The organism is Azonexus sp. R2A61, from assembly GCF_021401135.1.
In the GTDB taxonomy this organism is placed as follows: domain Bacteria; phylum Pseudomonadota; class Gammaproteobacteria; order Burkholderiales; family Rhodocyclaceae; genus Azonexus.
In genome coordinates this window covers 1-12,439 of record NZ_JACBFO010000002.1, presented here as the reverse complement: position 1 = coordinate 12,439, position 12,439 = coordinate 1, and the positions used below count along the sequence as shown (strand labels likewise).

13 protein-coding genes are annotated in these 12,439 nt (G+C 64.1%); 10 read left to right on the top strand and 3 right to left on the bottom strand.

Annotated features, from left to right (window positions below; genetic code table 11):
• Positions 1–7 precede the first annotated feature (7 nt).
• The gene (locus tag L0962_RS05120) at positions 8–880 is read right to left on the bottom strand and encodes a MotA/TolQ/ExbB proton channel family protein (RefSeq protein ID WP_234085129.1); all 873 of its coding nucleotides are present in this window, start codon (positions 878–880) and stop codon (positions 8–10) included.
• A 50-nt stretch (positions 881–930) separates the two neighbouring features.
• On the bottom strand, positions 931–1,569 hold the full coding sequence (locus L0962_RS05115) for a TonB family protein (RefSeq protein ID WP_234085125.1): 639 nt from the start codon (positions 1,567–1,569) through the stop codon (positions 931–933).
• 445 nt (positions 1,570–2,014) lie between these two features.
• On the opposite strand from L0962_RS05115, the gene L0962_RS05110 reads away from it, so the two are divergent.
• Both L0962_RS05110 and L0962_RS05105 read left to right on the top strand, forming a co-directional pair.
• Complete coding sequence (locus L0962_RS05110) at positions 2,015–2,230, top strand: molybdopterin-binding protein (RefSeq protein ID WP_234085123.1); 216 nt, start codon at positions 2,015–2,017, stop codon at positions 2,228–2,230.
• Positions 2,231–2,354: 124 nt separating this feature from the next.
• Positions 2,355–3,446, top strand: a complete 1,092-nt coding sequence (locus L0962_RS05105; protein WP_234085119.1) for a sigma-54-dependent Fis family transcriptional regulator — start codon at positions 2,355–2,357, stop codon at positions 3,444–3,446.
• A 59-nt stretch (positions 3,447–3,505) separates the two neighbouring features.
• Here the strand turns inward: L0962_RS05105 and L0962_RS05100 are convergent, their stop codons facing one another.
• Positions 3,506–3,646: a hypothetical protein gene (locus L0962_RS05100; RefSeq protein WP_234085117.1), complete on the bottom strand. Its 141-nt coding sequence runs from the start codon at positions 3,644–3,646 to the stop codon at positions 3,506–3,508.
• Between the two features lie 189 nt (positions 3,647–3,835).
• Between L0962_RS05100 and L0962_RS05095 the strand changes: the two genes are divergently transcribed.
• The 8 genes from L0962_RS05095 to L0962_RS05060 all read left to right on the top strand — a co-directional run.
• Entirely contained in the window at positions 3,836–5,875 is a 2,040-nt protein-coding gene (locus tag L0962_RS05095) for a molybdopterin-dependent oxidoreductase (RefSeq protein WP_234085115.1), read from the top strand.
• A gap of 197 nt (positions 5,876–6,072) precedes the next feature.
• The gene (locus L0962_RS05090) at positions 6,073–7,479 is read left to right on the top strand and encodes an ABC transporter substrate-binding protein (protein WP_234085113.1); all 1,407 of its coding nucleotides are present in this window, start codon (positions 6,073–6,075) and stop codon (positions 7,477–7,479) included.
• 12 nt (positions 7,480–7,491) lie between these two features.
• Complete coding sequence (locus tag L0962_RS05085; protein ID WP_234085110.1) at positions 7,492–8,358, top strand: ABC transporter permease; 867 nt, start codon at positions 7,492–7,494, stop codon at positions 8,356–8,358.
• The gene (locus L0962_RS05080) at positions 8,355–9,203 is read left to right on the top strand and encodes an ABC transporter ATP-binding protein (protein WP_234085108.1); all 849 of its coding nucleotides are present in this window, start codon (positions 8,355–8,357) and stop codon (positions 9,201–9,203) included. The genes L0962_RS05085 and L0962_RS05080 overlap by 4 nt, the downstream gene beginning before the upstream one ends.
• A 58-nt stretch (positions 9,204–9,261) precedes the next feature.
• A complete protein-coding gene (locus L0962_RS05075; RefSeq protein WP_234085106.1) occupies positions 9,262–10,014 on the top strand; it encodes a GntR family transcriptional regulator in 753 nt (250 codons plus the stop codon).
• Positions 10,015–10,039: 25 nt separating this feature from the next.
• Entirely contained in the window at positions 10,040–11,767 is a 1,728-nt protein-coding gene (locus L0962_RS05070) for a fumarate reductase/succinate dehydrogenase flavoprotein subunit (RefSeq protein WP_234085104.1), read from the top strand.
• 9 nt (positions 11,768–11,776) lie between these two features.
• Complete coding sequence (locus L0962_RS05065; RefSeq protein WP_234085102.1) at positions 11,777–12,016, top strand: ferredoxin family protein; 240 nt, start codon at positions 11,777–11,779, stop codon at positions 12,014–12,016.
• 7 nt (positions 12,017–12,023) lie between these two features.
• A partial coding sequence (locus L0962_RS05060; RefSeq protein WP_234085100.1) for a HEAT repeat domain-containing protein occupies positions 12,024–12,439 on the top strand: 416 nt, incomplete at its 3' end.

Sequence of the window (12,439 nt, the reverse complement as noted above, 5' to 3'; positions counted from 1 at the left end):
TCCCGCTTCAGATGGAAATGGCGCGGATGCCGTTGTGCACCAGCTTGGGCTTGCCTTCCTCGCGGCGTTGGGCCACCGAGCCGAGCAGTACGGCGTGCAGTTCGGCGCCGAAGGTGCGAACGTTTTCCAGTGCCGACTTGTTGCGGCGAACCAGCCAGTTGTAGCCCAACACCGCGGGGACGGCGACGGCCAGCCCGATGGCGGTCATGATCAGCGCCTCGCCGACCGGGCCGGCAACCTTGTCGATCGATGCCTGGCCGGCAATGCCGATGGCGGTCAGCGCGTGGTAAATACCCCACACGGTCCCGAACAGGCCAATGAATGGTGCGGTCGACCCGACCGTGGCGAGAAAAGCGAGGCCGTCCTGCAGCCGGCTCTGGACGTTCTCGATCGAGCGGTGGATGGACAGTTGAATCCAGTCGTTCAAGTCGATGAAGCCGAGCAGACCCTTGTGGTTGGCGGTGGCATCCGCACCGCTCTTGGCGACGAAATGGTAGGCGCTGGCTGCGTCGAGTGAGTCGATCGCCTGCTCGACGCCGCCTGCCGACCAGAAGGTATCGTTGGCCTGCTTGCCTTGTTTGATCAGCTTCTGCTGCTCGTAGAGCTTGGTGAAAATGATCAGCCAGCTACCGAAGGACATGATCAGCAGGATGGCCAGCGTACCCTTGGCAACGGCGTCGCCGCCCTTCCAGAGTGCATCGATGCCGTAAGGGTTTTCAACCGTTTCGGTAGCGGATGCGCCGGATGAACTGCTTGCCGCCGTGGCAGGCTCGCCGGCCGGTGCGGTGGTTTCTGCGGCATGGGCCATCGGGGTCAGCGTTCCCGCGGCAAAGATGAAGAGAGCGGTGGCGATGGCGCGGATGCGATTGAGGTGAATCATGGGAGCTGCTCCTGTGAAGAATCGGGGATTGATGTCGTTGTCTTGGCGGCTTATTCGCTTCGGAATACGAAAGGCACGCGTACGCGCACATCGCGGCCCTGGCCGATACAGCGATAGCGGGCAATGGCGGCGGTGACCGGGGCGTTGAAGATTGAATTCGAGGATTGGACGATGGCGATATTCCTGATCTCACCGGCTGCACCGACCGTGAATTCGGCGGTGACCTGGCCGCTCAGGCCCAGTCGCAGCGCCTGCTTGGGCGTATCGATCGGAATACTCTGGTAGTTCGGGCAAGCCACCGAAATGTTGACTTGCGCGGGCTGCACCGGCGCTGGCGGTGCCGGCGGCGCGGGCGGCGGCTCCGGACGGACTTCGGCTGTCGTCGTGATCGGCGGGACCGGCGCCTGGACGACCGTTTCCGTTTGCGGCACATAGGCAGGCGGCGGCGGGGCGCTGGTCTTGGGGATCTGCCGGACCACTTTGGGCGGTGGCGGCGGCGGTGGAGGCGGCTTGATTTCCTCGACGATACTGACCTCCAGCGGCGACTTGAGTACCTCGACGACTTTGCGTCCAAGGCCGTTCATCAGACCGTAGACGAGAATGATGTGGAACAGGACGACGGCGCTGGTACCGACCAGATGTTTGCGCGGGTCGCGTTGCTGTTCTGCATAACTTCTTGCATGACTCATGGGTATTCGGTGTTTCGCCTGAATTGAGGATGGATGTCGCCAGCGACCGCAGTGCTTGCGGCGTGGCGTTTTGTTTTGCTGTGTTGCAGCATGAGCCGTGCCTGCCGGGCTGGTTTGCCGGTTTTGGCTTTTAAGATCATTTAAATCAGTGGCTTGCCGGTGTTGTTCGGGGCTTTTTGCCGTCTTTTCATCGGCCGGGGTGTTGTCGGCGCAGCAATTTCCTGCTGCCGGCTGCTGCGCTGCGAGCAGCTCGGCAATCCGCCCGGAAAGGCTTGTCAAAACGCGATCGCGGATTGGAAATGCTTATAGGAAAACGGTCATTGTTGCGCCGCAGCGCGGGACATAACCTTGCCCGGCTTTGCACCTCGTCGCAGATGCAGGCTGAATCGAGAGGCTGCAGAAGCCGTATCGGAAAATTCGTTTTACGCCGGAAAGGGCAACACCCATGACCATTCAACTGATCAATGCAAGAAATCAATTCAAGGGCACCGTGAAAGACATCGTTCTCGGGCCGGTCGTCTCCGAAGTCGAGGTGGAGACGCCGTTCGGTATCGTGACGTCGGTCATCACCACCCGTTCGGTCAAGGATCTCGACATCAAGGTCGGTTCCGAGGTCCTGGCGCTGGTGAAGTCGACGGAGGTGTCCATCGCCAAGCTGTAAGGCCATGCCGGCAGGTCGTTTCCGGGATGCCGGTGCGACCGCTCTGCGATCGTCGCGGCGGGGGCCGCGATGACAACTTTAGACGAGGGAATGACCCGTTGCGGAGAACGGCGGGGCGCACATCATGAACAAAATACTGACTTTTCCCGATTCGCAGGCACACCCTTTGTCGGTACGGGCAAAGGCAATGGTCTTCAACGATCAGGTTTCGCTGGACATCCTGCACACCGCCGAACTGATCGCGCCCAGCGATGCGACGGTCCTGATCATCGGCGATACCGGGACCGGCAAGGAGTTGATCGCTCGCCATGTGCACCAGCAAAGCGGCCGCGAGGGACCGTTCGTGGCGGTGAACTGCGGTGCTTTCAGCGAGAACCTGATCGAAGCCGAGTTGTTCGGGCACGAACCCGGCGCCTTCACCGGTGCTCAGGGCGGTCGCCCGGGCTGGTTCGAGGTGGCTCAGAAGGGAACCCTGTTCCTCGACGAGATCGGCGATCTGCCGCTGGCCATGCAGGTCAAACTGTTGCGCGTGCTGCAGGAGCGGCAGGTGGTTCGGCTCGGCTCGCGCAAACCGATCGACATCGATGTGCGCTTGATTGCCGCGACCAATGTCGATCTGGTCAGCGCAGTCGAAGCCGGGCGTTTTCGTGCCGATCTCTATTACCGCTTGAACATCGCGGTGATCAATTTGCCGCCGCTACGCGAGCGGCCCGGGGACATCGTGCCGCTGGCCCGGCATTTCGTCGATCACTATCGGGCGAAGATGCATATCGGTCCGATCGAATTCTCGTCGAACGCGCGCCAGGCACTGCTGGCCTACGCCTGGCCGGGCAACATCCGGGAACTGGAAAACGTCATCCACTATGCGTTGATCGTCTGTCGCGACGGTGTCGTTCGTTCGGCCGACCTGCGGTTGAACGAACGCGTCCCGCAACTGACCGCTGGCCGCCCGGAGAATCGCGGGGACGACGATGAATGCCGGCTTTCCAAGGCATTGAAGGAGATGTTCGAGGAAAGTCGCGAGGCCTTGTTCGAGCAGGTCGAGGAAACGCTGGTCCGCCTGGCGTTTGACCATTGCGACAACAATCAGGTCAGAACGGCAAAACTGCTTGGCATATCGCGCAATATCCTGCGCTCTCAACTGAAACGCTTCGGGCTGCTGGCGTCAGGTTCCGCTCGCGATGCAGAACAGGAGATTCTTGCGGTCGACCCGTGATTTGCTTCGAATTTGATCGCCCGCCAGGCTCGGTAGCGAGTGTCTTGTCTGATGGGCGATCAATGCACCAGCAGCAGTCCGGTCAGGACCAGCGCGAACAGGCTGAGGACGATGCCGAGCAACTGGGCAATCTGCTCCTGGCGCGAGGTTTGCGTCACGGGTTGACGGCGCAGTTCGGCGAGGGATTCGGAATCGGGCATCGGGACTCTCCTGGGCAACCTGGCCGACTGTAGGCAAAAGGGTGGCGGGCCGGAACGACATTCATTGCATATCGTTATGGCGGCGGCGGGGCAAGCCATCGATTCGTCTAAGCTCATAAGCCGGCGCCCCGCGAGTTTTTCCGCGGATGCGCGACAATCATGCCTTTGCGTCTTTGCTTCGTTTCCGCCATGCAAGTTCCTGCCGTCTGCCCCCACGACTGCCCCAGCGTTTGCGCCCTCAAGGTCGAGGTCAAGGACGGGCGGATCGGGCGGGTGCGCGGCGGCGACCAGCCCTATACCGACGGCGTCATCTGCGCCAAGGTCGCGCGCTATGCCGAGCGCCAGCACCACCCGGAACGCCTGCGTGAACCGCTGCTGCGTGTCGGCGCCAAGGGCGAGGGCAGGTTTGCGGCGATTTCCTGGGACGAGGCGCTCGACCGGCTGGCCGAACGACTGCGCACTGCCGTCGACCGCCACGGCCCGGAAAGTGTCTGGCCCTACCATTACGCCGGGACCATGGGCCTGGTCCAGCGCGCCGCGCTGCGCCGCCTCGGCCACCTGGCCGGCTGGTCGCGGCAGCGCGAAACCTTCTGCGTCGCCTTGAGCGACGTCGGCTGGATGGCCGGGGTCGGCGCCAAGCGCGGCGTCGATGCCCGCGAAATGGTGGATTCCGAGCTGATCGTCGTCTGGGGCGGCAATCCGGTGCACACCCAGGTCAATTTCATGCACTGGGTGCAGAAAGCGCGGCGCGATCGCGAGGTGCCGCTGGTCGTGGTCGACCCTTATCGCACGGCGACGGCGGCCAAGGCCGACCTGCACCTGGCGCTGCGCCCGGGTACCGACGGCGCGCTGGCCTGCGCGGTGATGCAGGTGCTGCTCGCCGAGGGTCTGGCCGACCGCGACTACCTGGCGGCCCACAGCGATTTCTCGCCCGCCGTCGAAGCCCATCTGATGACCCGGACGCCCGAGTGGGCGGCGGCGATCACCGGCCTGCCGGCGACGCAGATCGTCGAATTCGCCCGTCTCTACGGCCGTTGCAAGCGCAGCTACCTGCGCGTCGGCTACGGTTTCACGCGGCAGCGCAACGGCGCCGCGGCGATGCATGCGGTCAGTTGCCTGCCGGCGGTCAGCGGCGCCTGGCAATGGCCGGGCGGCGGCGCGTTGTACAGCAACGGCGGCCTCTACGGCCTCGATACCCGTTTCCTGAACGGGCTCGACACCGTCGAACCCGCCGCGCGCCGGCTCGACATGGCGCAGATCGGCGCCATCCTGACTGGCGACGCGCAAGCGCTGCTCGGCGGTCCTGCGGTCAACGTGCTGCTGGTCCAGAATACCAACCCGGCGGTGGTCGCGCCGGACAGCCTGGCGGTCCGCCGCGGCCTGTTGCGCGACGACCTGTTCACCTGTGTGCACGAGCAGTTCATGACCGAGACGGCGAAGTACGCCGACCTGGTCCTGCCGGCGACCACCTTCCTCGAACACGACGATCTTTACCAGGCTTCCGGCCATACGCACCTGCAACTGTCGCGGGCCTGCCTGGCGCCGCTCGGCGAGTGCCGCGCCAACCACGATTTCATCGCGTCGCTGGCTCGGCGACTGGCCATCGATCATCCGGCTTTCGGCCTGACCGCTTGGCAACTCGTCGATAGGCTGTTGCAGGGCTCGGGTCGGGAAGGCGCCGAAGCGCTTGCCGCGGCCGGCTGGCAGGACTGTGCCAGGCCGTTTGCCGAAGCCCATTTCCTGACCGGTTTCGGGCATGCCGATGGTCGTTTCCGCTTTGCGCCGGACTGGTCGGCGCTGGGCGACGATCATGCGGCGATGCCGACCTTGCCGGATCATGCCGAACTGATCGATCCCCCGACGGCCGCGTTGCCCTTCCGGCTGGTCGCTGCGCCGGCCCGTCATTTCCTCAACACGACCTTCACCGAAACACCCGGTTCGCAGCGCGCCGAAGGCCGGCCGACTGCGCTGATCGCGCGCGAGGCAGGGCAGCGGCTGGGCATCGCCGACGGCGACCGAGTCCGCCTCGGCAACGCGCAGGCCAGCGTGCTGCTGCATGCCAGGCTGGTCGACGGCCAGTTGCCGGACACCGTGGTTGTCGAAAGCCAGTGGCCGAACGCAGCGTTCATCGAGGGTGTCGGCATCAACGCGCTGGTCAGCGCCCGGCCGGGCTGGCCGGCGGGCGCGGCCTATCACGATACGGCGATCCGGGTCGAACGCGTCGGCTGAACCGATATGTGCGGGCGTCTGCCTGAGCGAATCGCCCACGCTGCCACGGACGCCATGAACCCTGGCGCGTCACAACGGGAGCCTGCAGGTCAACCTGTCATGACGAGTTGTATCGATATCAACTATCCGTCGTTTTTCGGTCGGGCCGCATCCTTTAACTTTCGCCTCCATCGCTTTTCAAACCCCTGGAGGCAAGCATGCAACTCAACAAGACTCTCGCTGTCCTGGCGCTGGCTTTCGGCGCCCATGCGGCACAGGCCGAGACCATCCGCGTCGCGATCGGCACGCAGGACCCGACGATCAATACTGCGACCGGCGGTCTGGTCATCCGTGAGCTGAAGCTGCTCGAGAAGTACCTGCCTAAGGACGGCAGGTACAAGGATGCGCAGTGGGACATCCAGTGGAAGAGCTTTACCTCCGGCCCCCCGCTGACCAATGAACAGGTCGCGGGCAAGCTGGACATCGGTTCGATGGCCGAATTCCCCGGTTTGCTGAACATCGTCGCGCACCGTGCCGCTGGCAAGAAGAGCGTGTTCATCAATGTCATCTCGGGCAGCGTCCAGGGCAGCGGCAACGGTATCGTCGTGCCGACGGATTCGCCGGTGCAGACTTTCTCCGAACTCAAGGGCAAGCAGATTTCGGTGCCTTTCGGCTCGACCGCCCACGGTGTGCTGTTGCGGGCCATCGCCAACCAGGGCTGGGACAACGAGCGCGATGTAACGCTGGTGTCGCAGGCGCCGGATGTCGGCGGCAGCGCGCTGAAAGCGAACAAGATCGACGCCCACGCCAATTTCGTGCCTTTTCCTGACCTGTTCCAGTATCGCGGCTTTGCACGCAAGATTTATGACGGTTCGCAGGACAAGAACGCGACCTTCCACGGCACGCTGGTCGATGCCGATTACGCGAAAAAATACCCGGAAGTCGTTGTCGCTTACCTGCGCGCAGTCATCGAGGCCGACCGGCTGGCGACCGAAGACCCGGAAAAGATCAGCGAACTGATCCAGAAGGTGACCGGTATCGAGGCCGAGGTGAATTACCTGTTCCATGGCCCGCTCGGTCTGCAGACCCGTGACGCGACCTGGAAGCCGGAATTCCGCGCCGCCGCCAACACGGCACTGAAGACGCTGCGCTTACTGAAGAAGACCGATCTCGAATTCGACGCAAACGAGTACATCGACGATTCCTTCATCCGCGCCGCCTACAAGGCGTCCGGCCTGGATTACGACAAGCGTCTGAAGGACTACGCCAAGTCGCCGCTGAAGGCCAAGGATGCGAAGACCGGGCAAGCGATCACCGATCTTAACCAGGTCGGCCAGGTGTGGATCGAGGGCGAGCCCAAGGTGCGCCACTACACCACCCCGAACCATGCGCTGGAAGCCGCCAAGGGCGCCGAGGCTGCGGGCAAGAAGGTACGTGTGGTCTACGCTCACGACCGCAACACGGGCATCAAACTGTTCGCCCACCAGGCCTGGTTCGTGGCCGACGCCAAGGGCGCGCTGTCGGCCTTCCTGCTCAAGTCCGACGCCGAAGCATGGGCCAAGGGCAAGGGTGGCAAGGTGCTCGACTTTGCGGCGGCGAAGGCCGGCGTCGTCGCGGCCAAGTAAGCGGGGCCGGCGATGTCTTCCGAACAGGCGCTGAGCGCGCCGGGGATCGCCGATGCCGGAGGCCGCCCCGGCGGCTTCCCGGCGGCCTGGCTGGCCGGATTGCCGGTCGGCCGGCTGTTGCTGCGCGCCGCCGCCTTGCTGGCCTGCGTGGCATTCTGGCAGGCGGCCTCGGTTCTCAAATTCGATTTCGGCCTGGTCACTTTTCGCTACGTACCGGCGCCCAGCGACGTGATCGTCGCCGGCTGGAATCTTTTCCAGTCGCCGAAACTGGCCTCGCATGTGGTCAACAGTCTGATCCGGGTGTTTTCCGGTTTCGCCGCAGCGACGCTGCTCGGCATCGTCGTGGGCGTCCTGATCGGCCGTTCGCGCCGGTTTGAGGACACGCTGTTGCCGCCGCTCGAAGTGCTGCGGCCGATTCCCGGCGTGGCCTGGATTCCGCTGGCCATCCTGATGTTCCCGTCGTCCGAGCTGAGCATGGTGTTCATCACCTTCATGGGCGCCTTCTTCCCGATCCTGCTCAATACCGTACACGGCGTCGAGGCAGTCGACCGGCGGCTGATCGCTTCGTCGCGCAGCCTCGGGGCCGGCCGCTGGTCGGTGCTGGCCGAAGTGGTCGTGCCGGGGGCCTTGCCGAGCATCGTCACCGGTCTGGCGATCGGCATGGGGACGTCGTGGTTCTGTCTGGTGACGGCGGAAATGATCGCCGGTCAGTACGGCATCGGCTACTACACCTGGGAGTCCTACACCTTGCAGAACTATCCCGACATCGTCGTGGGCATGCTGTTCATCGGCGCCTTCGGCATGGCCAGCAGCGGGTTGATCAAATTGCTCGGCCGGGTGCTGATGCCTTGGTACCGCATTCAGGAGCGTCATTCATGAGTATCGCCACGCAAGCGCAGTCCGGCAGCAAGGCCGGACGTATCGAATTGCGCGACATCGCCATCCATCTGCCAGGAAAGGTGCGGTTCGAAGCGGTTCGGCAGGTCTCCACGACGATCGCTGCCGGGGAGTTCGTCAGCATCATCGGGCCGTCGGGTTGCGGCAAGTCGACCTTGCTCAACGCCGTCGCCGGCTACCTGCAACCCAGCGGTGGCAGTTTGAGCGTCGATGGCGAGCCGGTCGGTGGGCCGGGGCCGGATCGCGGCATGGTGTTCCAGCATAACTCCCTGTTGCCCTGGCGTAGTGCGCTGGACAACGTCGCCTTCGGTCTGAAGATGCGCGGTGTCGCCCGTGCCGAGCGTCTCGAACGGGCCAGGGAGTTTCTCGAACTGGTCGGTCTGCGGGGCTTCGCCGACCGTTACCCGGCGCAGTTGTCGGGCGGCATGCAGCAGCGTGTCGAGATTGCCCGCGTGCTGATCAACAATCCGCGCGTCGTGCTGATGGACGAGCCTTTCGGCGCCCTCGACGCGCAGACCCGCGAGCGCATGCAACAACTGCTGCTCGATATCTGGGGGCGTTTCCGTCCGACCGTACTGTTCGTCACGCATGACATCGACGAAGCGTTGATTCTTTCCGATCGTGTGCTGGTGATGACACATCGGCCAGGACGCATCCGCGAAGAAATCGTCGTGGACCTGCCGCGCCCTCGTCCCGAGGACATCATCGTGTCGCCCGAATTCATCGCCCTGAAAAAGCGCTGCCTGGCCTTGGTCCAGGACGAGGTCCGGCAGTCGTTGATCGGCGGCCTGGAAGCGCCGCGCATTGAATTGCCCGTCGAAGCATGAAGACCGGCGAATTTCACGGTCGACGGTCTCTTTTTGCCAAAACTTGTCATAACCGGCCATGACTGATCCTGATTTTTCCCGGGTGCGGCAGCATCAGAAACCGCTGCCCCTCTATGCCCAGATCAAGACGACGTTGCGCGAGCAGATTCTCGATGGCAGCTACGGCGAACATGCCCGCCTGCCGTCGGAAAACGAGTTGATGACCGAGTTCGGCGTCAGCCGCATCACGGTCCGACAAGCCCTGAGCGATCTGCAGAGCGAGCAACTGATCTTCAAGGTGCCGGGCAAGGGGGCCTTCGTCGCGCGGCCCCAGCCCTTCCAGCAACAGGCTCGCTTGCAGGGCTTCGCCGAAGCCATGTCCAACCTTGGCGTGGCGACGCACAACCGGCTGGTCAGCCTGCGCAAGGTCGCGGCCGATGCGACCGTCGCCGAGCGGCTGCAGGTGGCCGAGGGCAGCCCGCTGATCGAAATCCGGCGCGTGCGCCACGCCGGCGGCAAGATCGTCTCGCTTGACGTCACCTACGTCCGGCGGGCGCTGGGCGAGCGACTGGCCCGCGAAGACCTGGCCAGCCGGGACATCTTCCTGATCATCGAAAACGATTACGCGACGCCGCTCGGTCATGCCGACCTGACGATCAACGCGATTGCCGCCGATGCGCCGTTGGCGACCCTGCTCGACGTACCGGTCGGGGCGCCGCTGTTGCGCATGGAGCGCTTGACCTGGACACGCGATGGCCAGCCGATCGACTTCGAATACCTCTATTACCGCGGCGATTCATTTCGCTACCAGGTCCGCGCCGAGCGCGGTTGAACGCTTCATCCAAATGGAAACAAACATGGAAACCACTCACCTCGAAACCGACATCCTGATCATCGGCGGCGGCACCGCCGGGCCGCTCGCCGCCATCAAGGCCAAACAGAAGGCACCGCACCTGAAGGTGCTGTTGCTCGACAAAGCCAACGTCAAGCGAGCCGGCGCTATCGCCGAGGGCATGGACAGCGTCAACAACGCGGTCATTCCCGGCCACGCGACGCCCGAGCAGTACGTCAAGGAAATCACCATCGCCAACGACGGCATCGTCAATCAGGCCGCGATCAACGCCTATGCCGAACGCAGCTACGACATGATCAAGGAGCTCGATGCCTGGGGCGTCAAGTTCGAGAAGGATGAGACCGGCGATTACGCGGTCAAGAAGGTGCATCACCTGGGCGCCTACGTGTTGCCGATGCCCGAGGGCTACAACGTCAAGAAAGTGCTGTTCAAGCAGATACGCAAACTCGGCGTCGACGTCAGTAACCGGCTGACCACGACGCGGCTGCTGGTCGGACCGGACGGGCGCATTGCCGGGGCCATGGCGCTCGAATCGCGGACCGGCGAGTTCGTCGTCATCCGGGCCAAGGCGGTAATCCTGTGCACCGGCTCGGCCGGGCGCCTGGGCCTGCCTGCTTCCGGCTACTTGTTCGGCACCTACGAAAACCCGACCAACGCCGGCGATGGCTACAGCATGGCCTATCACGCCGGTGCCGAACTTTCCGGCCTCGAATGCTTCCAGATCAACCCGCTGATCAAGGACTACAACGGCCCGGCCTGCGCCTACGTGACCGGCCCCTTCGGCGGCTACACGGTCAACGCCAAGGGCGAGCGCTTCATCAAGAGCGATTACTGGAGCGGCCAGATGATGCTGGAGTTCTGGCGCGAACTGGAAGGCGGCAACGGCCCGGTTTTCCTCAAGCTCGACCACCTCGCCGATGAAACGGTGAGCAAGATCGAAGATGTGTTGCACGTCACCGAGCGGCCGACGCGCGGCATCTTCCACGAAGGGCGGGGTACCGACTACCGCCATGATCTGGTCGAAATGCACATCTCGGAAATCGGCCTGTGCGGCGGTCACAGCGCTTCCGGAGTGTGGGTGGACGAACACGCGCGGACTACCGTGCCCGGTCTCTACGCGGCCGGCGATCTGTGCAACGTGGCCCACAACTACATGCTCGGGGCGATGGTCTATGGCGCCATCGCCGCCGAGGATGCGGTCGACTTCATCGCCGGCAAGGAATTGGCGGAGATCGACCCGGCTGCGGTCGACGCCGAAAAAGAACGGATTTTCGCGCCGCTGCTCCGCGAGGAAGGGCTGTCGCCAACGCAGGTCGAATACAAGCTGCGTCGCATGGTCAACGACTACCTGCAGCCGCCCAAGGTGACGACCAAGATGGAGATCGGCCTGAAGCGTTTTGCCGAGATCCGCGAGGACCTGAAGCGCCTGAAGGCGCGCAATCCGCACGAGCTGATGCGGGCCATGGAGGTCCACGCCATCCTCGACTGCGCCGAGCTGGCGGCGCGTGCCTCGCTGTATCGCCAGGAGAGCCGCTGGGGCCTCTACCACTACCGCACCGACCTGCCGGAACGCAACGACGCCGAATGGTTCGCCTTCGTCGAGGTGAAGAAGGGCGCCGACGGCCAGCCGGAATTTTTCAAGCGCCCGGTGCCCGACTACATCTACCCCATCGCCAAGAGCGAGCTTTACGCCTACGACGCGATGCGTCTCGACCAAGAACTGGCCGCCTGAGGAAAGATCATGACCACGACCACCATCGAAGCCCAGCACGCCGTGTCGATCATCGTCGATCACGACAAATGCATCGCCGACAAGGGCTGCCGCATCTGCATCGACGTTTGCCCGACCGACATCCTGATCCTCGATGCCGGCGACGGCAAGGTCAAGATGGCCTACGACGAATGCTGGTATTGCCTGCCCTGCGCGCACGATTGCCCGACCAAGGCGATCCGCGTCGAGATTCCTTACTTGTTGCGCTGAGGCGGATATGAGCGATATCGACTTGCCAGACGAAATTCTCGCCGTGCAGCCCTTGCTCGCCGCCGACGACGCCACCGTGCGCCGCGTGGCTCTGTTGCAGATCGCCGATTTCGCCGACGAGTATCCGGTGCCGTTCGTCGCCGCCAGCCGCGACCCGGATGCCGGCGTCCGCCTCGAAGCGGCGCGGGCGCTGGAGGCGACGGCCGATGGCGAGGCGGTCGCCGCGCTCGGCGCCCTGCTGACCGATGCCGACCCGGAAGTCGCCGCGGCGGCGGCAGTGTCGCTGGGCGAAATCCTCGACCCGGCGGCGGCGCCGGCGCTGCTCGACTTGCTGGCCGTCGCCGATGGCGCGGCGCGGGTGCCGGTCCTCGCCGGCCTGCGCCGGCTGCGCGCGCCGGCGGCGCTCGCACCGGCCCTGGGCCT